The sequence below is a fragment of the Shewanella psychrophila genome, from assembly GCF_002005305.1.
GTDB lineage: Bacteria > Pseudomonadota > Gammaproteobacteria > Enterobacterales > Shewanellaceae > Shewanella > Shewanella psychrophila.
In genome coordinates, this window is sequence record NZ_CP014782.1 from 1,583,680 (window position 1) to 1,607,676 (window position 23,997).

Consider the following 23,997-nt stretch of genomic DNA (forward strand, 5'->3'; position numbering starts at 1 on the left):
AGGGCAAGGAGGCTCATGATAGTGTCTCAACAAAAGGGAGGACCCTGTAGCAGATTCTGTGTAACTACCTAAATTATATATAGTCTGCTATTCGATCTTCAAATTCAATAATAAAACGATTGAGTGCTGGTTTCCAGTTTCTTATCGGCATGGTCCACTTCTTCGAAGCTTGCATAATCGCCAAGTAAACGACTTTCTTCGCTGAGTCATCATTTGGGAAGAGCTTACGATTCTTGATTGCTTTCCTAATCACACTGTTTAATGACTCGATAGCATTAGTTGTATAGATGGCTTTCCGGATGTCTTGAGGGTAATTAAATAGCGTATTAAGATTAGTCCAGTGCCTGTGCCAGGATGCTGAGATACTAGGATATTTAGCGTCCCATTGCTCGCCAAAACGTTCCAAATTAAGCAACGCTTCCTCTTCGGTCACTGACTGGTAAATCCTCTTTAAATCAGCTGTCACCGCCTTGTAATCTTTGTACGGCACAAACTTCATCGAGTTTCGAACCATATGGACGATGCAGAGCTGGATTTGAGTGTTTGGGAACACGGTATTTATGGCATCAGGAAAACCTTTTAGACCGTCAATGCAGGCGATGAGGATATCTTTGAGTCCACGATTTTGAAGCTCTGTCAGTACATTTAACCAAAACTTAGCGCCCTCGTTCTCTGCTATCCACATGCCAAGTAACTCTTTATGGCCTTCGAGGTTAACGCCAAGCGCGAGGAAAATAGCTTTGTTGATGACCTTACTGTTCTCCCTGATTTTAACCACAATACAGTCAAGGTAAACGATAGGATACACGGGTTCTAGCGGACGAGATTGCCATTCGACGACACGCTCAAGGACTGAGTTAGTGACGCGAGAAATTAGCGTTGGTGATATCTCTGCGCCATACATCTCATCAAAGGTATCGACAATATCTCGTGTCGTCATTCCTTTCGCATAAAGATGTAAAATTTTGTCATCCATCGAGGTGAAGCGGCTTTGGTTCTTTTTAACAATCTCAGGCTCAAAGCTACCATTTCGGTCACGGGGAGTGTCTAACTCGAAGCATCCATCTTCGGTCTTTATTTGTTTGTGGGAGTAGCCATTGCGGTTATTACCAGCCGCGACCTTCTCGTTTTTTTGATAGCCTAAGTGATAATCGAGTTCAGCATTTAATGCGGCCTCAACAGTGACTTTGGTTAACATAGCCCTGAAGTCATTTAAATCGGCTTCGGTTTTAATGCCTTTAGCGGCTTGTTTAGCGAATGCTTCTAGTTCTTTTTTATTCATACTCTACCTTCCATTGACCCACATAGGGTACTGATTGAAAGGTAGTTACACAAAATTATTTACAGGCTCAAAGGGAGTGCAATATCACAACATCATCAAATTGAAAAGCTTTTCCTCTCTTAATTGACTGAAATTTGTTCGCGATTTCGCCCTGATAAAGTAAGCTATTGACGAACCAACTAGCTTTCACTGTAACACGGACTTATGTTAGCTTACCTGTACAAATTTATTGCTATTAGTGAATGTTCCGGTTCCTGTGTATGTAGTAATAGGATCATCTAATGAAGCCGGCTCAGGAGTTTTTGCCGCAGTATCTACTTCTAATATTGCGTGAAACTTACTCCCTACAATAATCACTTGTGCATCACTAAGCACATAACTTGCCTTTTGGTCATCATCCAGACTCTTAATGGTTAAGGTAGCCGTACCTGGAACACTATGGGTTTTGGTACTATAAGAAACCCCCGGTAATGACACATTTTCTTCATCTCCAAGAATGCACATGTTCTTTTCTCCTATATGAGCGTGCCCAGTCCCAGTTATGGTAGTAATTAAAGGTGGTACAGCTGTCGCTACTCCAGCTTCTCCAAAAGCAGTATCGAATGTAACTACGTCACTATTGGTAACTATATATTTACTCATATTTCATCTCACTTTTTATAATGTAGAATTAAAAAATACCCCACCAAAGTGGGCAGAGCCTCAACTAGCTTGTTCGGTTGATGGCATTAATAATTATTCTCGTTTTAGTACTTGTCTTCTTCGTATAGCTTTCTCCTTACAGAGTAAATTCTTCTCGTAATAAACAAGACTAAGAGTTTTATTGTTGTAGCGAATAAGCCTAAGGGGCTCTTTAGGATTTGATTGGGAGATCTCACCACCGATACAAAGGAGTCAAATTAGAGAACAAGATCCCTTAATGACGTTCAAATAACGGGTAATAAGCAAGCAGTCGCTCGGGTCATTTGCACCAAGAAAAAAGGCAGGACATCCAAAATTAGAATGGCTTAGGCTTAGGCTACGCTTAAAAAGACGTTTTGCCGTTCGGTATAAATCAAACTTTCATTCGCTAATAATTTTAGCGGGCCTAGCTAACCAATCATAAGATGCACTGCGACTCACTTGCAGAGCATTTTTATCGGGAATCGAGGGTAATGCTCTCGAATAAACCGAAACTTTACTTCATTTTTCTCGCGAAGAAGGCACCCTGGCCTTTTTTTAAATGTCTTTCTTCACCGGCAATTGCTCAACCTCTTTTAGAAGCGCTAAAAACTCTGCTTTTTCATCTGGCTAACGGTTGAGGTCTCTAACTCTTCAGCCTTCTGTTTCCAGATATAAAGCAGGTTTGACGGTACTCCTAGCACATCTGCAGCTTGTGGGATTGTGTAGCCCTGCTCAGTGATTAAGCCGATGGTCTCTTCTTTGAATTCTTTGGTATAAGTTCGATACTGACGTTTTATATTCATGTTCACCTCGATTGATTATCGTATTATCCAAAATCAAGGTGTCCGGAGCCATTAGACCAGATTAATTTTAAGGGGTGAAAACAATCCTGACACAGGGGGCCCCAGATATTATATGATTAGTTAATAACCTATTCTAGAGGATTTATAAACTTTAAAAATCACTAATTTGATATAACTTGGAAAAATGGCTCCTCATAAAGTAGGTGTGAAGCACCTCCTTCGCGATCACTTCTATTTTCATTCCGGTAAGAGATAAAGTTCCAATTCGCAGCAGAGACATCTGATTGAGGCTTCTCACCAGGTAAAGTACTACTTTGGCTTAATGTAAGCTCAATTTCTTCCAGAAAGTCTTTCACTTTTTTTAACTCTGCCGGGACGTAACCTGACTCTTTATCAGCTTTAACGTAGAGGGTTAACTGTGCTCCAACCGCGACACGAGAATCTGGTGGGCAACGATTCAAGTCGGTCACTTTCCATTTATCTATCGGACTATCTTCAGACAGTAGAATAGGTAGAATACTATCAAAACCAGCACTAAGCTGAGTTCTATCTATACTGATATGGATTTTATCTCCCAAATACTTCCGTGATTCATTTTCTTTATTTGCATGAATAAATACATCGCCAAATGGAACATTAGATAGTTTATAACCGGAACACTGATTCTCATAATCTCCTTGAGATAGCGTTTGATAACTACCATGAAAATCTGCATTTTTGAAACTTGATTTAGGCTGTGTATCCATCTCTTTTAATAAATTTGCCACATCTTCATTTTTGATCTCTTTAGAAACTTTGGGAGTAGGTAGTGGAATATGCTGTGGAACAATAAGAGGTGGTAAGTTTAGCTTTAATCTAGGCATCTTTAGTCGATTTTCCCGATTTTTGTTGGATAACGTCCGATTAGTCTCCGGGAGTGTACTTGTACGGCGATCAGGGCTTGCTGCTACCTCATGACTCTTCAATCCAAGGTTAGATTGAACCGGTGTTTCAGACTCTTTTTTAAATATTGGCATAAAATGTCCTTACATAATTGAATGGATCAAGTAAAGCTGATCACGAACTTGAATTCCCCCGTCCGCAAGATGAAGGTTTATATATTCAACAGGGAAAAATAGGCAAGAAGCAGATAAAGGCTTGGTCCGATAGACTAAGAAAAGTGATCTCTGAAGCTAAATCACTGCAGGGGAATGTTGCCAGCATATTCGTGATTAACAAGACCGGCGGAGGCAAACTCACAGGCGATGGCTTTAGGTCTTCGTGGAAAAGGGCAATAACTAAAATGAAAGAAGAATACCCACAGCTAGCCACTGATTTTACTTTTCACGATATCAAAGCAAAATCACTTAGTGATTTCGAAGGGACACTGGCTGAGAAGCAACAATTTAGTGGTCATAAAAACATGGGGCAAGTGAATACATATGAAAGAAAGGTAGTTTTAGTGCCTAGTTTAGGTAGCAAGAGGAAGTGAATAGATAACCACTTCCCTAGTAATCATATTCTAAAAAAGGCTTTAAAAAAAATAAAAAAGGCACTAGAAAGTGCCTTAGTGATGTCTCTATTTCGAGTTAGTTAAACGCATTATTTCCGATGAGGCGGTAAGCCCCCGCCACGAAACGAGGGCCTTCTGCAGACTCCAACTGGGAATTATTGTAGGTTGCGGCGGTATTTGAAATAATTAAGAGTTACGGCTGTCCTATTCTTCCTATCTTTTTATAACTTTGCGAGTTCAGGATTAACCTCTTTGAGCCTCATTGACCAGTAACTAAACTACTGCAGTGAACTCTAAAGGTTGAACACAAGGTGTCGACACTGTAGCTCTCTTGACCTTTTAAATTATTTCAAACCGTTGAGCGGTGGTGAATTCAAGGGGTCAGCGCAACATGGCATTAAATCATAGCACCAGATGTTAGATAGGTCAGTATTCTTCGAGGCCGCATATTCAACTTATCTGCAATAATATCAAGGTAGCCTTGGTCTACCACTTACATTTAAGTGTCCAAATTCACTATGCCACTTCAGTCTCCCCCTAAAAAGTCATTGAGAGATAATGACCTTTTATAACTACATCAGTTAACCCATGTTAGTGTTTGAGTGTAAGTTGTTTCATTACCCGCTGTTGCATCCAGCTCGGTTTGGTTGATAGCCATTGAATCAATAATCCCGCAGGAAACTGGGGCAAGTCGATTAGACGCGATTTTTCAATTTCGGTATACTGTTTTTTAAGCATATGTTTTTCCTTGTATATGTTCATCTAGTAGAGGTTGTTTGGCGTAACCTCTACTAGATGAACATCGATCAATTCAGCTTCTAAATCCCCCTTCGCACTTCGGCCTGTAGACAACAATCTGCGTAGCTCACTTTTCACGCGTCGATAACGACGGTCCTTAAGCATTGGTTTCAAGTGACGTACCAAGATCTCATTACGCTTATGAACCGGCACAATGCGAGGAGTTTCAGCTACGGTGAGATAGAGATGCAGCAGCGAGTTATCGACCAGACTTTTCATTACGTCCTGGTAAGGAGGTTCACTCAAATGTACATGTATAGGCATAATATCTACTCTTTAGGGTTATTTAACTAAAAAAACTGAGGCAACAGGCTGAAATTTTAACCTAGTGGGCCCCGTTCGTAATACGTGCAGCCAGGTGTCACAGAGGTGTATGCTTACCCCCGTCCGCCACATGAAATGCAACACTCATGGAACTCTTTGATTTATAATCACTAGAGCATAGTTATTCATGCATTTCACATAATAAGATGGGGTCATAGGACGAAGGACTACACCGCCGAGGCGGAAGCTTCCAAGCGTTGTGCTCCGCTAACATCAAACCTACGGTTTAATTAATCATCCCATTGATTTGAGCTATACCCTCTTTTTGTAGCTTTGTAATCTAAAGCATCAGCCTTACCAATATTTGTGATTACTAATTGGTGCCAGCTTTTATATGGCTGAAATTCACAAGAACACTTGGGCGCAGAAGATAAGCAAGGACATGTGATACTTCATGCGCAAAAACCTAGCCCTTAATTAGCTAACTTTAATATTTTGTGAGATAGAGTCACCTGTTGATCAGCAACCTTCTTACTTTGATTAAGTCGATCTCTGATTGTTTTCAGAAAGTCTCGTTCACAGTTACTGAGCTTTTGGTGCTTTAGTAATGAGGTGTCATCAATATCGAACATGAGTAGGATTTTATTTGCCGTCATAGCACAAGTTACTCCTTCTGTAGTCGCATACGTGATTTTATGGATCAACCATTATTATTTGATCTTGCTACCTTCACGTAACCTCTTTGCACACGCCTAGCGCACTCATCGGTAAAATATTCATAAACTTGGTGCTTACTCTCAAATGGCACCGTGTGTATGTGACCCATAGGAGAATCTATACGGCCATTGACGCGCACAACAACCCAGTCTCCTAGTGAATCCTTGTGCAGGACAGGATAAGCAGGCTCGCCTTTACCCACCCCATTTTTTAAGATGTTCTGGGCTATTGCTTGAGGCGTTTCCGGCCTTCCCTTTGTTTGCGGCTAACAGTTCCAGGTACCAAATAAGCCACCCAGGCAGCTTGGCCATATACTCGGCCGGTATCAATTGCCTAAGCTGTGCCCAGACAAAGCCAATGATCGATACAATCACAATGACTGCAGTGGCCTTATCACCTAATAAGGCGGTGATGATTGGCACCAGGTCGATGGCTGGCTCTGTGACCAATGGCTCAACGCTGAACGCCGAAACACTCACCAGGACACAACATAAAATAATTAACAGTTTCACGGCTATATACTCCTAAAAGAAAGGGCCAGCAACATGCCAGCCCCTCGATGCAACACGCATGGTTTACAACTCTTTAAAATAGGTTTCGACAGACACAAAGCCACGCTGTGGACTCCAGCACCTTAGCGGGACACCGTTGGCATTATCGCGACAGTCAATGTGCAGCCAACCGATATCGATCTCTATAAAGCGAATGTGTGGGTATAGATCTGGATTCTCTAAAATGTGCTTATGTATCACCTTAATAGGTATCTGGCTTACTCCATCTAGGGCACAGCCTCGCGTGTGCTGGCTGGTTTCTGAATAATCAGGGCTTTCTGGGGGTCTAAATCCTGAATACTGGCGATTACCGCCCCAACACCAATTGTTAATGGTTATCGGGTGGTCATAACCAATACCTATCAAATTACGGCGAAGATCCTCGGCGCTTATCACAATACGACGATCAATTAGTTCGATGGCAGCCTCACCACGGCGCAAATAGATGGCCTCTGGCACCAACTCTTTAACGGTAAAGTAGCGCATTAAATCTAAGGTACTGCTCATTGTTCTGGCTCCTGTTGCTGCTGGCATTTATGTCGGCTTGGTCGAAATATTTAAATACATCAAAGGCAAAACGAGCCAGTCGGGCTTTGGCGGCCACTTCATTGCTAAACACCCACAAGCCGGTGCCGCCGTAAGCTATCAAACGACCATGGGCCTCACTTGCTGCAGTAATCACACATTTCATAATTCACCAAGCATAAAATTCGCTACTCACTTCAGTTGTTTCTATTTCAGCTGCGTATGTTGTTTTTGGGAAGTTGGGAATCTTCGCTGCGTAGTCATAAATGTATTGCAGCTTGTCTTTCACTGTGCGGTTATCGAGTTGAAAGCTTGTATCGTCATCGATACTGGCTAATTCGCTGGTATTCACCATAAAAAAGGTATCCATGATTGACTGACGCATCACAAAGCTGGATGCGTAGGGAATAAACTAGATATTAAGTGGAATAAATAGATCAAGGTCTCTTCGCAAAAGCTAAATTAGCTATTGCGAATTGGTGGGGAATAAAGGGATTTTTATAGGCAATCAATTCAGTTATTATTGACTGAATTGATTGCAAAATTTTGCATTGATAAATTCACAAACAAACTTAATACTTAGCCTGTTTTTATTAATAAAACACAAAAAACACCATAACAACTGGCGCTGTTATGGTTTGTTTGGTTATCTTGATGTTATTACTGCACAGCAAGGTAACCGAGTTTGTCTGGTAAAGAGCGAGGAACTGAATTCGAAGTATACTGCAACAAGTGAACAAGTCAAAGGGAAAATATATCATAGAAAATCCCTCTATCAGGATGATATAGCCAAACTAATTGCATATTATCACCACAAAATGCACAAATAAGTGGGTTTCTACCTGCTACCTTCTAAACAAATAACGATATTTCAGACGACTAACCTAGCTAATCATACCATCAACTAAATCTCCAGCTGTCTTAGCAATGATTTCAACCCATTTCTTAAAGCTCGCTGTCGCTTGTAACCCATAATAACGAATTCGCTGGAATCCTTTAGGGAGGATATGTTGTACCATGCGGCCAATAAACACCTCTGCTTCAACGCATTCATATTCACGTTGCTTATTATATGCTTGATAATAACTAACATATCCATCAGAAACACAGGTTATCCTCGATACTCCTATTGGTGGGGTAGCTAAGTACTTAGTCAGATATTTGAGTAACCCTCGATAATGCTTCGTCGGGACTTTACCGTTTCCGGGGTGTGCATAGAATCCATCAGGGTGTTTAACCCAGAGTGCCTTAATGATACCGTTTAAGTCTTCAATACGGGCTGTCATAAACTTAAGTAAATACGCTTGCCATTTCAGACGTAACTGACTTAAAGGTCAGTAACTTATTGTAAGCCATTGATTTACCTCTGAGTTCAACCTTTCACTTCCTAATAAGATATGACGATGGGGTTATAGCCACGTTTTTTTTATGAACACTCTTCGACCGAAAATAAGTCTTAAAACATTGATTTTTCCATGAAAAAAATAGGTCGTCAGTTAAATAACGGCTGCTGGTGTAAATTCAGTAAGCGTCCGGGCAAATACATCTTCAACAGCTTTCATTGATCCCTTATTTTAACTCCTGACTATAAATCAGGAGTTAATATGGCTAAACGTTCTCATGAAGATTGGGCTGCTTTGATAAAACAGCAGCCCGCTAGCGGCTTAACTATCACGGCTTTCTGTCATCAACATAAGTGCAGTACAAGTACCTTTTATGCCCGTAAAGCCAACAAGGCTAAAAGTACAGGGTACTTGATTAGTCTTTTCGATTAGATAATAATGAAAGGACTTAGTGGTGCTAAGTATTCCGATTAAACCGCCTGCCAGGGCGGTTTTTTCACATCTGGGGCAAGAGGCTAACGCTGAATGCCTCAGATCGCAACGATCCATTCAACCTATTTATAGCCTTCCAAAGAAAAAATACTTCGAAAGGTTGGATTTCCCTTTCTAAAACCAATGAACATTACGTTTAATTAGGCAACTTCTATTCCTTCGCCATAACTAAAATCAGTCACTAGATATGGCGATATTTTTAATTCCAAAATCACCTTCCTTAAAGTATTCAACCAGTGAATTTCGCCACTGAATAGGCATTTGAGCACCAGTAGGAACAAAACCAGAAACGTTAATAGATGTAGCTCGCGAGAAACTATGATTAATAAAATGATCTGGCTTATCACCATTTAAAGAAGTAGACGTGGTTTTTATTTGGGCAAAATCATCATTAATTTTAATCAATGTAAATCCTAATGAACTTTCTTTAGAAAACCCCGATTCCAAAACAACAGCTAGATGATGCGTCATTCCTGCCGGTCTATACTTTAAAAAACTCGGCATAATAGAATTCCCATCCCTTTCCCCCAGAGAGCCTGAAGCATAACGATTCATTCCCTGTTGTGATGTATTTGTTAATGTTTGTTCATTTAAAATCCCCATAGAACGATCGAATACATTCACCGGCACAAGTGAAACTGATTTTTCTGATGTATCAAGAACACCCATAAACCATTGCCCAGGCTTGGCTGACTTCCAATCATCTAGGCTATTGCCTACATAGTCCAATCGTGAAATGGCCTCAGCTGAATATTGTGAAGGAAGACTTGGACAATTCCTAACGGATTTAATATCGGAGGAGAGCCTTAAGCATCCCCTCATAATAACCAGAGGCAGCAAGGCTTCCAGAGTATAATAAGCCAAATCACTCTATGTTCTAAAATTTATAACATGATAAATAAAGCCCTTATTCATAATCACATCGATGAACTCTTTGGCCATGACATGCATGCTAAAAGGGTCACCTCACTTGCTAATGCCGCTCACGGAGTGATTGAAAAGGGGTCACTCGCTATTCATGCCATTGGCGCTGGCTTAGCCCAAGCCAATAAACTTAAGCGTAAGTCTGCTATTAAACAAGTAGACCGATTACTCAGTAATACAAAGTTAAACGTCTGGCAATTACTGGACTCCTGGGGGCCTTATATTATCGGTGCACGCAAAGAGATAGTGGTCTCTCTCGATTGGACTGAATTTGATTCAGACGACCATTCAACCATCGTACTGAGTATGCAAACAACCCATGGACGTAACACGCCACTGCTATGGAAAACCCATCGTAAACATGCTTTAAAAGGTAATAGAAACAACCATGAAGATGAGTTGTTGGTTAAGTTAAGGTCGATCGTTGCAGAGGATGTTAAAGTGACAATTGTTGCTGATAGAGGCTTTAGTGATACGGCACTATTTAACTTCATTGAACATGAGCTGGGTTTTGACTTCATCATTAGAATTAAGGCTAATATCAAAGTCACCGATGCGGTAGGAGAGCTGTTTCCAGTAAAGGACTGGCTATTACCCAGCGGCATAACAAGAACCCTTAAGGACGTTCAAATAACGGGTAATAAGCAAGCAGTCGCTCGGGTCATTTGCACCAAGAAAAAAGGCATGAAAGAAGCTTGGTATTTAGCATCAAGTCGACGTGACCTAGTGAGTAGCAAGATGTTGACTTTATATGGGAAACGTTGGGGGATAGAGACGACTTTTCGTGACATTAAAGACTATCGTTTTGGCATGGGGATGAGTGCCACCTACACGCGTTCCCCGGTACGTAGAGACCGGTTGTTTTTGCTAAGCGCCTTGGCGATAGGCTTGCTGACGCTACTAGGAAAAGCGGGCGAGGATGCTGACTTGGAAAAGACAATAAAGGCAAATACCAGTAAAACTCGCTCATACTCTCTGTTTCGCCAAGGTTGTATTTACTATGAACTGTTACCAACGATGCGAGAAGAGTGGGCAGAACCTCTAATGGATAATTTTTATCGTTACCTTAAAAACCAGCCTATTTACCGTTCAATTTTCGGGATTATTTAAAATTGAAAAATGAGGGGATCTCTAAGGAGGAGAGCATACTTTTTAGAGGCTCCACCGAAGGTGTTGTTCGAACTGTAGTGGCATAATATTTACCTTTTACAGGTTAAGTGGAAGACTGATACTACAGTTTGGGCTAATTCACCTTAATTACATAAGGCCCTTCGCCACATGAAGTAGGGGTATGCGGTGCAACGGAACGGTGAGCTATGATAAGGAAACATGTTTATATAAAAACAATAACTTACAGTGAGGTCGAATTATATGCCCCACATAAAATTCATGCCACTACACTGAATAATATCTTTATTTGGTCTGTAGACTAATATCTATAGCCACAAAAGCCTAGAAAAAGCTTAAACCGAGCTACACCAAGCCTTCCAAGAGGAAATTCCTAGGTAGAATAAAACTCGCTCATACTCTCTGTTTCGCCAAGGTTGTATTTACTATGAACTGTTACCAACGATGCGAGAAGAGTGGGCAGGATCTCTAATGGATAATTTTTATCGTCACCTTAAAAATCAGCCTGTTTACCGTTCAATTTTCGGGAGTATTTAAGATTGAAAAATGAGGTAATCTCTAAGATGTAAACCACAATAATTTCTTAATCCCTTTTAAATAAATACAACTACACTGAATAATTTCATTATTTGGCCCGTAGACTAATATCTATAGCCACAAAAGCCAAGAAAATCTTAAATCCAGCTACACCAAGCCTTCCAAGAGGAAATTCCTAGGAATAATAAAAAGCAAGAACAAAGATTGAAGGGTCTCCACCAGCCCCTTAATTTTAGAGGCTTTCAGACAAATTCGAGGGGATACTTTAACCCACAATGAGTAGTTAAGTTCAAAGAATGGATTCCGGCCAACAAGCACACCGGAAAGATAGGCTCTTAATAAAACAGCCTTAATTAATAAAGCCACCCATTACTATTTGCCAAAACTCTCCCCCCTTGTTCAAAGCAGAAGTGCAATGCATCAAGAATTATGAGTGGCCGTGTTGTTATTTAATAATGACCTTAAAAACTAGTTAATTTAGGTTTCTAAACTAAATAGATCGAACCAATTTACTCGCTTTTGTTTTTCTCCTTCAAGCATGGCAGGTGTTTGCTGACCAAGCTTATTCAGATCGAGCTGTGAAGAGTCTCGATCATAAATCAGTTTTACCCACTCTTTTGCCCAGTCTTCAAGTTTATAAATGGTAGCGTTAGCCTGTGAAGCTTGGAGTTCTGGTTTTGAGTCCTGCTCAAGAGGACGGGTGATTTGAAAGTCAATCTCTGTCTTATCCAGTTTCCTAATTTGCATTCCTTCATCTGATTTACCTGTCACTAGGTACATTTGCGGGAATTGTTCTCCCACTTTCAGTTTCAGTAAATCGTATTTTTCGCAGGAATCGTACAGGGGTTGGTTGTCAGATATAAGTTGAACCACTTTTTTTTCATCGTACCGAAAGCCCACATCGTTACCATCTAGTTGCATACTAAAGGGACTTAACTCGTGTGTATGTGCTACGCCAGCCGATTCGATAAGTGTAGTCACCTGATAGTCATAGAACGGGATCATAAACCCTTTCCCCCCAAATGACAGGCCTTCGTTCATAGACCCTTCACCGGAATATACTGATGGAATATCTGCATGTTTCATAATGGCGTTGACGAGAGTATTGTCAAAAAATCCTTGTACGATCACAGCTTCCTTTCCGGACTGTGTTTTTAAATGGAATTGTTTGTAGTCACTCCCTCTCACGTTAAAGCTTGCTTTTGGTGTGAGCTCCAGACCTGCTTCACTTGCCTGCTCCGATAACGCTTCGATCTTTCCTGTTGCTAAAATGATGGGTATGTCGACGTTCGCTTGCTCTGTCATTGCTTTAAGAATATCAGCCAGAACACGCTTTCCTACGCTTAAATTTTGACCTTCATGTACATCATCGTAACGATAGAACTGTTGCTGATTAATCACCTGGGAATTTTCACGAGCCATCATAAGAGCGAAACGATTTTTAATAACTGAAACAAGGGGAGTGCCATTGGCAGGAGTTTCAGCTTGGCCGAGAGTATTCTGGATAATCCCCGAAAGTACATCTTTGATTTCCTGCTGGTTATCATCAACGTCAGCATTAGGAATGCCAAAACCTATACCGCCGCGAGATAAACCGGTGAAATACGCATCATCAACCATGCTCACTCCAGCCATTCCTCCAATTTCACCGACTCTCAACACGTTTTCGTCTTTGGGTACAGACTTAAAAACAGACCCAACATTGTACTGAATTTCAAATGTAGGTTTATGTTCTTTGGCAAGTTCCGAGACAATCTGATAGCTGAAGTTTGGATCCCATTGGCGATTAGCATTATGGTGCGTGACAACTTTAATGTCCTTATGGAGCAACTTGGCTATTGTGCTATTACCAATGGAGTATCGGTAATAATGCGCATATGCGTCGATACGTTCTTTTAACTCAGGATGCTTGGAAATAATTGTCTTATAGAGCATCTGGAAGTTCACGAGATCACCAAACCCAGCAATCGCATACCCAGTCATTAAAATTCGACCCTCGCTTTTTAAAAGCTTTTGACAAAATGCCCCAACGTTCTCCCGAAATTTCATGCTGAGTAATTCAGAGTCGACAGTATTAAAGTTATTTATACTGTACTTTTCCGCCATGAAATCTTGCTTCAGAGTCGCTGGCTTTTGGGTATCAAAAGCCAACGAAATTCCTTTGTGCGTGACTAGAATTTTCTCATCATCTAAGAGTGCCTTCTCTTTATTCCCTAGGCGTGTATTGATGTCTGATGGGGCATTGTGGTACTCAAAATACGGGCCTGTATTAGTGTAGTTTCCCAGTTTTTTGACCACTTCCTGATCCGTTGTTTCTGCATTGATACCAATTTTTTCAAGTGACTGGAGGAAAGATCCCAAGCGAAAGAAATTTGTTTTCTCTTGTTGATTGAAGTTCAGAAAAGCACCCGACAAGCTTGGTTCCATCTTCTTATCTTCCTGAGATCTCACTCCTGGGTATTCGTCTGTGCCATAGTGAACAACTTTGACAGTCGTACCAGATTTGTCGAGACGCAGCCCCGTGTATGTCCTGTCAGCATCTTTCAAGAAATTGAACAGTTTTCCTGTCCCCGATATGCCTTCAAATTTAAGCTGATCTTTAATATCATTTTGATATTTTTCGAACAAATCGTTGGACTTGATCACTGTGTTCGGCCCAATGTGATCATAACTGGGCATATTACTAAACTGTGCATGGGTAAAATTATTTACGTGATCATCTTCAAATTTACTTACATCAAGATTATGCGACTTTAATAACCGCTTCCACTCCTGCCGTGCCCCTTTTATGTTCTCTGGTGTCAAGTCGATACCGTTCATTATTGGCACCGTATTATTCCCTGCTGGAGCCTTGCGCGATAAATCCTCAAATTTATTTATTAAAGAGTTTACTTTTGTTTTTGATATGATGCCTTTCGTTATCGGTCCCGTATTATTCCTTGCTGAAGCCTTGTCCGATAAAGAATTAAATTTAGCTATTAAAGAGCTTACATTTCCTGTTGGCATTTGTCTCGAGGCTTCATGTCCACCATGATCGTCAGAAAAATTATCTGGAGGTAATTTAGCGTATTCTCTCTGTTCCTGAGGTTGTGCTTCGTGCATAAGAACCTCTTCAGAGTCATGATTATTTTGAGATATAAGCAGTTTTTTTTTAAATTTAGATTTGGGCATATTAATGCTCCTTGTATAAGTAAGGTCGTGAAATATTCAAAGACATTGATGCCTGCCTCGCTGGCACTGACTATCATTGACGTAATTATGTCTCCGATGGTCGCCCCGTGTAAGGTCTTATGGAACATCGCATTCTTCCTGTCTCGCACAATGATTTTCAGCATTGCTTCGATAAGATTGTTGTCCAGTTTTACTTGACCACTACAGATTACATCGAACACTGCCTGGAACAGCTGTCTTACGCTGACTGCGATCTCAACAGCCTCTTACCCTGGAACATGGCTCTAGCCAAGACGTAGTTCACCGGACGCTCACGTACGACTATCAAGATGGTAGCCGTGCAAGCACCTGTGTGAGTCATTTTCTTGCCACAGAACAAACAGTGTTTAAGGGATATCTACAAGTTGATGGTTATGCGGGTTATCAGCAGGCCAGTAATAAGCTTGTGGGCTGTTGGGCCCATGCTCGGCGTAAGTTTAAAGAAGCGATAGTGTCACAAGGAAAAAACAAAACTGGCCAAGTCAGCAAAGCTGACATGGCGCTAAATATGATAGCTAAGCTGTATCGTATAGAAACGCAGATACAATCACTGAGCCTTGAAGAGCGCTTGTACTTTAGGCGTACTCACTCACGTGCCCAGCTGGCGATTTTTAAGCAATGGCTGGAAAAATCAGCCCAACAAGTGTCAAATAAAAGTGCGCTGGGTGAAGCCATCTACTACAGCCTCAATCAATGGTCAAAACTCATTCGTTACACTGAGGATAGTCGGCTTAATATCGACAACAACCGTGCAGAACGTGCCGTAAAACCATTTGTGATAGGGCGAAAAAACTGGTTATTTAACCACAATCACCGTGGCGCTGAGGCGAGCGCTATTTTATACAGCATGATAGAAACCGCAAAAGCCAATGGCTTAACCCCGTTCGATTACATCGAACACTGCCTGAAACAGCTGTCTTACGCTGACTGCGATCTCAACAGCCTCTTACCCTGGAACATGGCTCTAGCCAAGACGTAGTTCACCGGACGCTCACGGATCAACTAAAGAATCAAGGTATTCAATCAACGGTTTGGGGGACATATTAAATACAGGTTGGTTAAGATCTCTACTGTATACAGGTTTGAGGATTAACTAACAACAAACAATGCTGACCCACATGCTCGACTGATCGATGTATGATCTAATTGCTCATAAAGTGATCATGCGTTAGCCCTGGGGGTAACACCTATGCAAGCTGATGCATCTCGACCTCGGCTAAATGTGCCTATATCAGCACAGCCAAGGGCAATATAGAGATTAATCGCGTTTATTGGCCCTACACCTTCAAGTTTTAATAACTTCTGACACTCAGGATGATCCTGAATTGACATCTCTAAACAACGGTCATAGGTTGAGACTGTTTCGGCTAATGAGGTTAATTGATTCATAGCCTCATTAAGGGCCTCTCTAAATTGAAATGACAACTTATTAGTAGCGTCTTCTAATATATCTTCAATTGAATTTGCCATACCAGAAATGCTCTTTGGCACTCTAAAGTTTAATTCAAGCAACAGGGATGCGACTTGCTTGTGAGAGGCATCCCTTTGTTTTATAGCCAATTCTCTCAATCGCTTAATTGATTGTAATTGTTGTTCAACACTTTTACCCGTTATAAAGTTCACATCTGGCAGCATTGTGGCTTGAATGACTGCTAACGCATCATTTTTATCTGTTTTTTGATTTTGCCTGACTGCCGATACTAATTTCGCTGAAATTAGGCGACCATCATGCCCCGACTCTATTGCTTTTTGTTTCCAATAATTGGATGTGCCACATGCTTCAAAAACGATTGTCGCTGGTGTTGATTCAAATAGCCAAGCTAGAAATTCATCCGGTGTCATTTCTGTATTAGACTGCACCTTTTTGTTTCTATAAACACAAACTTGAATAACATCTTTAGCCAAATCAACGCCAACGATAGTATTGCGCATGATAATACCCCCTGATTATATTTTCATTTTGATAATCATATTAACTTACTTTATTGGTGTGGGGAGTCCAATTATCTCACGATCTAACTAATCAATATCAAAAGACCTGCTGAGATAGCATTGCAACAAAGCCCCTCGACGAAAGGAGTCTTACATTAAATCCTTTAATTATCAGAAACGTGGAAGGAAGCATGTTTTTTAAGCCAAATACCCTTAATTCAATGGCAGTGATCCTGACTTTACCCCTATCTTACGTCATTATTTTAAAGCGTTGCGCCACTCGTCCAAGCTATAATGAACACTTACCGTTGGATAACGCAGACTATCAAAAGGACCAGAACTAACTTGCGAAAAAGAAACTTTTTGGGTTTCTCTTTTTGCTGGTTGAACACTTATGTGGCCTCTGCATTCTCTGAGGTTCCCTGGTACTATATACTCCATTATAACAGAACCGCTTGCACTGCTAGTTGAAGGCTCATCTCGCATCTTTAGGTCATCAACCTGGCTAATTTTAATATGTTGGCCCATATTTGTCATTAGTCTTCCCATTTCTTCTCCGCGCTCATTATAAACGACGACGCCACCTGCTTTGACTGTATGTTGCTCCTGATAAGTGATCGTTGGGTTTGTGGAAGCGGAGGTGGAAGAGGAAGCTAGCTGCTGATTGGCATCATCCATTGCAATAGCGGACCTATGGTGACTCGTTATTGCTTGCCTAGCAGATGGGTTACTCGGTCCACCGTTAGTAATAGCTTGTTGCCGTCGGGGACCATTCACAGCTCTACCAGATTGAGACGATTGTGCTTTCAACTCTCGCTGTTGTCTCTGAGCAAGCCCCGCCTGATATCTTTGAGCTTGCTCCGCCTGATATATTTCTTGATCTCGCCTTTGATGCTCAATCCTCGCACATTCGGACTCTCTCTCTTGTCTTATAGTGTTTTTTCTATTTGCTTCCTGAGTATACTCATTACGTCTTCTCTGAGTGTACTCCTGATCCATTTGTTCGGAGCCCAGAGCTCTTTCCTTATCTTCCACTACTTTTGATTCATGTTTAGCTATTGCCTGTTTTAAAATATCTGCCTGTTTATGAGGGTTACCGTAATAGGTGCTCGCATCATCGACTGCTTTTTCCGCGCCTGAACCAGTCAAGCCTCGCTCTTTTAAAGCCTGTAATTGGTTTCGTTTATCAGTCTCCCTTTTAATATTTTCAATACGCAAATCATCCAGTCTTTTTGCTTTTTGATTAATCATCTCTTCCATCTTGGTACGAGACAGAAAAATAGGTGGTAGCTTAGTTTCTAGTTCCAGACTTTTAAAAAGTGGCAGTGGCCTTTCTAGGTCTTGTTTTATTATTGGTTTGAGGTTTTTTTCTCCTAAGACAAACTGACTTAAAAACCTTGGTTTTCTATAGTAGTCTAAGAAACCCCTCTTGGCTTCCTTTGGTATCGAACGTAATAAGTATCGGGATGCTGGTGCATGACTTTGTTGGTAAACCATTCCAAGTGAATATTTTGTTAAATTCTGAGGATCACTGACAAACTGACCTAATAGACGAGTCATGTTATCGCGCATTTCTGTATCTTTTTCTTCTAAGGTACTGTTAATCAAACAATCAAAAACAGTTTTCTCATCACTAACACCTTGATGGCGCGATTGATTAAGAACTGAAGAGACTTCATCACGATAACCCTTTTCTAAAGCGTCACTAAGAACCTTTAAACCATAAAGTCTTAGCTCTTTTAACGCGGGACCTTGCTCTGGAAGATCAGAGGAATATTTAGACGATAGCATCGCATTGCGCATAGTTTGTTGGAAAACTTGTTTTTCTTCATCCGTAAGTGAACTATCCGAATGTGAGCTCAACGTTTCCTCAAAATACTGTAAGTTATCTCTGACTATAAAAGTTGTTTGTGCTCCTTTATTGAGTGTTCTAGCTCGGCTGATGGTTTCTGTTTTATGTTCTTTTGCAGCTATTCTCTTCCGCACACTGCTTGCTGAATTGTTGACAGTAGCTGATGCAGGAGAGCGGCCGTCTCTGTTATTACTCTCAGTACTATTTTTCCGAGAGAGTGGTTCAGAAGACGTAGTTTCTGGGTCGTCATTCTCTTTTGCAAACAGATTATGAAAGTAGTCTATATCCTTATCGGCTTCAGTGGCACTTTGTTCTTTGTTTAATAAACCTCTATGTTCAAATTGCTGATTGCCAAGGGGATAAGGTGTCATACCCGCATTTTGCCGTTTGAGCTTCTCAAGAAATTTATCCAGTGGCGTGCTGCTGTCATGAGGCATCACTTCCTCTTTCATAACGTCCGCCACAAAATCTATTGTCGCCTGAGTAAAGCCTACGCCTCCAGATTGTTGACGTCTGACTATCTCTCCTAGTGCTTTTTGATAAAGGTCGCGATCTTTATCACCAATCATTTGATTTTCTTTTATTATAATCAATATTTCACGAAGTTCTCCTCGGTCGGTACGTGTTAGTTTCTGCTTACTCACTGCCTTAATGAGCTCTTTTACTTTTTTATCTTTCTTTCCTCCTTTATCAGAAACATACTTAGCTTCAACCGCTGTCAGCCCTTTTTCAATTATTGCAAAATCATCATTGTCGAGTTCTTCCTCATCGCATAGCCTAAGCGCGTCATCAACATACCCACGCGTTGTAGCATTGAGGTACTTCTTCCCCGACGTCTGCAACACTTTTTGGTATAGCCTCTCTACAGCGCCATCAGGTACAGCGCCATTTGAATCATCTAACTGCGGGAATTCATTTTTCAACTCTTGCCATAAGTTATCAAGATTGGGGTGTTCTTTCCCATATTCATCCATTTTGATCTGAACGGAAGCTAAAATCCCCTTTGTAGTAAGAAATTCATTATTACGTAAGCTATAGAAATGTCCAAAATTTCGTACACCACTCGTCCCCATTTCCAATGGTGCTTCTTGAACAATATCCAATTGCGTTCTTGCCTCAACACGACTTATGCCCAGCTGACCCGTGCCTTGATATTCACTCAGGCTATACACGTTAGTCCTTGGCAGAATGGGGGCATCCTCGTTTACCCCTGATTGATGACCAATATAAGTGGTATTCTTATATCCTTCACATAGCGCATATAACACTTTTTTTTGTTGAATGCGGTTTAAATGATTTTCCTCGCTCACCATATCATTCAAGAAGTAAACCTTAACACCTTGATCGTTTTTATAGTTTTCCCAGTATGTTCTATCTTCAATGCTGATTTGACTACCTATGATACAAATATCTAATTTATCACCTCCAATCCTACCAAGCTGCTGTTGGACTTTAGGATCATTATTACTTCTCGCCTCCCTCAGACTATCTACCATGGATTTTAATGCCTGAGGATTGGTCGTATGACGGTATTCTCTTGGGTCCCATGTTTGGGAAGACTCACGAATATTAATGTTAAGTATAGCCAAACTGTTTTTACGTTTTTTATCGTTGCTAATAATTGGGGAATCTATGCCTTTACTGCTTAAATATCTCTTAATATTTACATCTGTCCCAATATCATCTTCAAACACCTCCTGTACTCGCTGACGGACCTCTGGGTTTGTCAGCACATTGTCAAAGCTTTTGTAGTGAGTTTTGTTTATGTCGCCTACACTTCCCTTAATTTCTAACCTTTCTGCGTTAGTACAGAAGACATAGTCTCTGCCTTCCTTGAACTGAGGGATTCCGGTCAGATGTTGTTTAATGGCGTTAACATTACGATTGAATCCCTTTTCTTCATCATTTTTAGGGTCATTAAAATATTCAAAAGAGGTTAATGGTCGCTTCTCCGCGCTAAGAAATATAGAATATTTGTAGTTATTCATATCGCCGCGCGCACTAGGATGATAGGGCACGAAAGGCCTATTTGTATCTTTACACTGTTCTTTAAACTCTTTTATGGCATCTCGCCCACTTGTTAAATCAAACCAGCTATTTTTTTTCTCATTTTCTTTAGCTTTAGAGTCAAAGTATTCAAGCTCATCCGTACCTTTAGCAAACAGACCATCTTGTTCTTCATAATAAATTTTTGCCTGTAAACCACCAACTAGTTGTTTCACCTTCTTCGCGGCTAATTTTTCCTTTGGCCCCAGCTCCGCTTTATTAAACATTTCAAGAGCAATAAAGTATTCTGTTCGGCATTCATTAAATGGCTCCAGCGCGCCTTTAACATCGAGTAAGCCGATGGCTTTGGGGGCTGTACGATAGTTGTCAATAAATTCTACCAGCGCTTGGGTCTTCTCTGGTGCTACTGTGGCCAGGTAGTTCTTTACAAGTTCGTATCCCTCGCCGGTGTTTTTTCCTCCTGACTGTGCTGAGGCTCCAGTGAGCTCATCTTTAGGGTTTGAGGGTATTTCATCAGTAAGTTCAGGACTTCGATGCCTAGAGTTAATTTTTCCATGTTTAGAAATGGCACCCGTAGATGCATCAGGAACGGTACTCGTAAATGAAGCTCTTGGTCGAACAGTTTGTAAGGATACATAAGGGGGGGCCCGCCTCTGGGTATCTTCGAGATGAACAATCGGTGATTCAAGACCATCACCCTTCGTGGATGTCAATTTACTTTTGGATTTAGGCAAACTTTTATGTACTGGCATCATAAACCTCTAATGTATCACCAACCTTTCTACTTTTGGCTAGCATATTATATAATAGTATATTGTCTAACTATAAAATGAAGCACAAACAGCAAAAGATCAAGGCGCAAAGATATCATAGAAAACCCCTCTGTCAGGATGATATAGCCGAACTAATTCCATGTCATCACCACAAAACGCACAAACCAATGTGAGCTTACGAGAGCATAGTGCAACTTCTCAAATTTAATCTGATTTAATAAATAACAGATTAAATTTGAGGTTCACTTAATGGATATTCCTGAGTCACTGTCCACGCTCGCTGCTGATTTCAATACTTGGCGTAAACAAAAAGCAAAAATCAGCACCCCGGTGCCTGATAGCTTGCGTCAGCGGGCAATTTCGTTACTCGACTACCATCAAACTGGCCAAGTCACTGCAGCACTGCGTATTACCACGCTTCAGCTTACTCAGTGGCGGCTGGCACTCCAGCTCGATGACCCCACCTCTTTTGTTGAAATAACGTCCCAAGCCTTTACCCCACAGCCGTCGGTTAGTCTTGAGCTTTGTTTTGTCTCCGGTGAGCAAATGAGCCTGCACGGCATCAATAATCAGACCCTGCTCTCTATCATTGGGGCACTTAAATCATGATACACCTCACCGCTAACACCAAAATATTCATTGCGACAGAGCCCGCTGATTTCCGTAAAGGCATCGATGGCCTGTCTGCTGTGTGTCGTCTGCAACTTGCCAAAGACCCTCGCTCTGGCACCGTGTTTGTGTTTATCAATCGCAGTAAAACCATGATACGGGCGTTAACCTATGATGGTACTGGCTTCTGGCTAATGACCAAGCGTCTATCCACCGGCAAGTTCAAGCGCTGGCCGCGGTCAACTATCCCTGTCACTGCCATGGTGGCCACCCAGCTACGTCAGTTGCTCAGTGGTGGTGTACCGCAGACTTTCATCGGGAAATAATGGATGCTTGAACTTTTATTTAATCGGATCATACTCTCGTCAATTGTTTCTATTACACCCAGTGTCATCGGAGTACCGCGTCTGTGAGCCAACCCTTTACTGACATCGACAGCAAAGCACTTGAGGCGTTAATCGCCCGAGTGACTGAAGCCAAAGATAATCACTTAGCGCTGAGTGCTTCAGACTGCCAGTTGCTGCTCAATGCCTTGGTAACGCTGTCTACCATGCAGTCTCGCTTAGCGAACCATGATGTGACAGTGCATAAATTACGTAAGTTGTTGGGCATAGAAAAATCGTCTGAGGGTCTCGGTAAGCTGCTGAAGAAAAGTAAGGCTGAGCAACAGCGGAAAAAGAAAAAAGGGCCCTCATCGAAGGGAGAGGACTTCACTCCCACAAAGCCCAAGGTGGTCATGCACTCTCATGCTGACCTGGCTAAAGGCGCACTCTGCCCTGAGTGTCAAATTGGCAGGATGTACAAGAGAGAGCCTGGAAGTCTGCTGCGTATCACCGGGCAAAGCCCGTTCACGCCAGAGCAGCATGTGATGGAGCGTTTACGCTGTAATGCTTGTGGCGCCTATGCCACAGCACCACTGCCTGCTGAAGTACTCAGTGATGGTGATAGCAATCAGAAATACGGTTACTCAGCTCGGGCCTTGATGGCCATTTACAAATACTTTGCCGGACTGCCTTTTTATCGTCAGGGCAGTATCCAAAAACTGCTGGGGGTGAACATCACGGCCTCAACCGTGTTTGACCAGGTGGAGTATGTGGCCAATGACATTTATCCGGTGTATCAAGCGTTAGTTAACTTGGCGGCGGATGCGGTCCACTATTATCTTGATGACACCACTCACCGTATTTTGGATGCTAAGCCGATAGAGAAAAAGGCGCGTAACAGTGACAAAATGAAAAGCCGGTGTGGGGTTTATACCTCAGGCATCATCGCCACGACCCTTGAGCATCACTCCATCGTGTTGTTTGAAACCAACATAGGTCATGCTGGTGAGTTTATCGACAGCATCTTGCAACATCGTCATAAGAATAGCCCTAAGCCCATCATCATGAGCGATGCACTCAGCAGTAACCGGCCCACAGTGAGAGTGGTTATCGGCTCACTGTGTAACAGCCATGCCAGACGGCAATTTGTGGATGTGATAACGCATTTCCCAGATGAAGTTGAACATATCCTGACGCGCTATGCTGAGATTTGGGTCAATGATGCACACACCCTAGAGCAGCAGATGCTACCCAGTGCCAGACAGGCTTACCATCAACAGCACTCCTTACCTATCATGGAAGAAATCAAGCTGTGGGGTGAAGAGCATTTAAGCTCTGGTAAGGTGGAGTCGAATAGCAGCTTGGGCTGCGCCTTGCGCTATTTTATCAAGCACTATGAAGGCTTGAGCTGTTTTTGTACCTTTGATGGGGTCAAGTTGGACAATAACCTTATCGAAGCGATGCTAAAAATCATTGTGCGAGACAGAAAGAATGCGATGTTCCATAAGACCTTACACGGGGCGACCATCGGAGACATCATTACGTCAATGATAGCAAGTGCCAGCGAGGCGGGCATCAATGTCTTTGAATATTTCACGACCTTGCAGCGAGAAAAGGTGCAGGTCAGAGCCAACCCAGAACGTTACCTCCCCTGGAACTATTTGGACCAGCCGGGCTCACTCGTAAACTAACTTAACCTAAAATCATCAGTCAGGGCTCACCGCCCTAGCTAGTCATGCCTGAAGAAAAGTCCAATGTCACGCTATGCTCTC

At 41.8% G+C, this 23,997-nt stretch carries 21 protein-coding genes and 1 pseudogene; 7 read left to right on the forward strand and 15 right to left on the reverse strand.

Annotated features, from left to right (window positions below):
* Nucleotides 1-73: 73 nt before the first annotated feature.
* The 4 genes from sps_RS07070 to ospF form a co-directional block, all read right to left on the reverse strand.
* The gene (locus tag sps_RS07070; RefSeq protein ID WP_077751464.1) at nt 74-1,282 is read right to left on the reverse strand and encodes an IS256 family transposase; all 1,209 of its coding nucleotides are present in this window, start codon (nt 1,280-1,282) and stop codon (nt 74-76) included.
* A gap of 207 nt (nt 1,283-1,489) precedes the next feature.
* A complete protein-coding gene (locus sps_RS07075) occupies nt 1,490-1,924 on the reverse strand; it encodes a hypothetical protein (protein ID WP_077751896.1) in 435 nt (144 codons plus the stop codon).
* A gap of 623 nt (nt 1,925-2,547) precedes the next feature.
* Complete coding sequence (locus tag sps_RS07080; protein WP_077751897.1) at nt 2,548-2,748, reverse strand: transposase; 201 nt, start codon at nt 2,746-2,748, stop codon at nt 2,548-2,550.
* A 161-nt stretch (nt 2,749-2,909) separates the two neighbouring features.
* On the reverse strand, nt 2,910-3,764 hold the full coding sequence (gene ospF, locus sps_RS07085) for a type III secretion system effector phosphothreonine lyase (protein ID WP_237158011.1): 855 nt from the start codon (nt 3,762-3,764) through the stop codon (nt 2,910-2,912).
* 17 nt (nt 3,765-3,781) lie between these two features.
* On the opposite strand from ospF, the gene sps_RS28765 reads away from it, so the two are divergent.
* A complete protein-coding gene (locus sps_RS28765) occupies nt 3,782-4,219 on the forward strand; it encodes a site-specific integrase (RefSeq protein ID WP_077751898.1) in 438 nt (145 codons plus the stop codon).
* A 612-nt stretch (nt 4,220-4,831) separates the two neighbouring features.
* On the opposite strand, the gene sps_RS28435 is transcribed toward sps_RS28765, so the two are convergent.
* The 7 genes from sps_RS28435 to sps_RS07125 form a co-directional block, all read right to left on the reverse strand.
* A complete protein-coding gene (locus tag sps_RS28435; protein ID WP_169915696.1) occupies nt 4,832-4,978 on the reverse strand; it encodes a hypothetical protein in 147 nt (48 codons plus the stop codon).
* 24 nt (nt 4,979-5,002) lie between these two features.
* Complete coding sequence (locus sps_RS07095; RefSeq protein ID WP_077751899.1) at nt 5,003-5,302, reverse strand: DUF2913 family protein; 300 nt, start codon at nt 5,300-5,302, stop codon at nt 5,003-5,005.
* Nucleotides 5,303-6,213: 911 nt separating this feature from the next.
* Complete coding sequence (locus sps_RS07105) at nt 6,214-6,531, reverse strand: hypothetical protein (protein WP_077751901.1); 318 nt, start codon at nt 6,529-6,531, stop codon at nt 6,214-6,216.
* 63 nt (nt 6,532-6,594) lie between these two features.
* Nucleotides 6,595-7,077: a M15 family metallopeptidase domain-containing protein gene (locus sps_RS07110; RefSeq protein ID WP_149027235.1), complete on the reverse strand. Its 483-nt coding sequence runs from the start codon at nt 7,075-7,077 to the stop codon at nt 6,595-6,597.
* A complete protein-coding gene (locus sps_RS07115) occupies nt 7,037-7,261 on the reverse strand; it encodes a hypothetical protein (protein ID WP_077751903.1) in 225 nt (74 codons plus the stop codon). Before sps_RS07115 ends, sps_RS07110 begins: the two co-directional genes overlap by 41 nt.
* A 3-nt stretch (nt 7,262-7,264) precedes the next feature.
* Nucleotides 7,265-7,450, reverse strand: coding sequence for a hypothetical protein (locus tag sps_RS07120; RefSeq protein WP_077751904.1), 186 nt, complete (start codon nt 7,448-7,450; stop codon nt 7,265-7,267).
* 529 nt (nt 7,451-7,979) lie between these two features.
* Nucleotides 7,980-8,381, reverse strand: a complete 402-nt coding sequence (locus sps_RS07125) for a transposase (RefSeq protein ID WP_077751905.1) — start codon at nt 8,379-8,381, stop codon at nt 7,980-7,982.
* 318 nt (nt 8,382-8,699) lie between these two features.
* Here sps_RS07125 and tnpA point away from each other — a divergent pair, with 318 nt between their 5' ends.
* Nucleotides 8,700-8,870, forward strand: a complete 171-nt coding sequence (gene tnpA / locus sps_RS07130) for an IS66 family insertion sequence element accessory protein TnpA (protein WP_237158012.1) — start codon at nt 8,700-8,702, stop codon at nt 8,868-8,870.
* Nucleotides 8,871-9,104: 234 nt separating this feature from the next.
* On the opposite strand, the gene sps_RS07135 is transcribed toward tnpA, so the two are convergent.
* Nucleotides 9,105-9,794 (reverse strand): hypothetical protein, encoded by a 690-nt coding sequence (locus tag sps_RS07135; protein WP_218919634.1) that lies wholly within the window; start codon nt 9,792-9,794, stop codon nt 9,105-9,107.
* A gap of 27 nt (nt 9,795-9,821) precedes the next feature.
* Between sps_RS07135 and sps_RS07140 the strand changes: the two genes are divergently transcribed.
* Nucleotides 9,822-10,964, forward strand: coding sequence for an IS4 family transposase (locus tag sps_RS07140; RefSeq protein WP_077751384.1), 1,143 nt, complete (start codon nt 9,822-9,824; stop codon nt 10,962-10,964).
* Between the two features lie 1,032 nt (nt 10,965-11,996).
* Here sps_RS07140 and sps_RS28440 read toward each other — a convergent pair.
* The gene (locus sps_RS28440) at nt 11,997-14,690 is read right to left on the reverse strand and encodes a hypothetical protein (protein WP_077751906.1); all 2,694 of its coding nucleotides are present in this window, start codon (nt 14,688-14,690) and stop codon (nt 11,997-11,999) included.
* Between the two features lie 271 nt (nt 14,691-14,961).
* Between sps_RS28440 and tnpC the strand changes: the two genes are divergently transcribed.
* Nucleotides 14,962-15,708 (forward strand): IS66 family transposase, encoded by a 747-nt coding sequence (gene tnpC, locus sps_RS28665; protein ID WP_335695448.1) that lies wholly within the window; start codon nt 14,962-14,964, stop codon nt 15,706-15,708.
* A 197-nt stretch (nt 15,709-15,905) separates the two neighbouring features.
* Here tnpC and sps_RS07155 read toward each other — a convergent pair.
* Together sps_RS07155 and sps_RS07160 are read right to left on the reverse strand one after the other, a co-directional pair.
* Nucleotides 15,906-16,661 (reverse strand): annotated as a pseudogene (locus sps_RS07155) (IS110 family RNA-guided transposase); the annotation flags it as partial.
* Between the two features lie 258 nt (nt 16,662-16,919).
* Nucleotides 16,920-21,275, reverse strand: a complete 4,356-nt coding sequence (locus sps_RS07160) for a hypothetical protein (RefSeq protein WP_149027236.1) — start codon at nt 21,273-21,275, stop codon at nt 16,920-16,922.
* Between the two features lie 267 nt (nt 21,276-21,542).
* On the opposite strand from sps_RS07160, the gene sps_RS07165 reads away from it, so the two are divergent.
* The 3 genes from sps_RS07165 to sps_RS07175 all read left to right on the forward strand — a co-directional run bounded on the left by sps_RS07165 (nt 21,543) and on the right by sps_RS07175 (nt 23,916).
* Complete coding sequence (locus tag sps_RS07165; RefSeq protein ID WP_077751909.1) at nt 21,543-21,902, forward strand: hypothetical protein; 360 nt, start codon at nt 21,543-21,545, stop codon at nt 21,900-21,902.
* Nucleotides 21,899-22,228 carry an IS66 family insertion sequence element accessory protein TnpB gene (gene tnpB / locus sps_RS07170; RefSeq protein WP_077751910.1) on the forward strand — a complete coding sequence of 110 codons (330 nt, stop codon included), beginning with the start codon at nt 21,899-21,901 and terminating at the stop codon, nt 22,226-22,228. The genes sps_RS07165 and tnpB overlap by 4 nt, the downstream gene beginning before the upstream one ends.
* 83 nt (nt 22,229-22,311) lie before the next feature.
* Nucleotides 22,312-23,916: an IS66 family transposase gene (locus tag sps_RS07175; protein ID WP_077751911.1), complete on the forward strand. Its 1,605-nt coding sequence runs from the start codon at nt 22,312-22,314 to the stop codon at nt 23,914-23,916.
* Nucleotides 23,917-23,997: the final 81 nt, after the last annotated feature.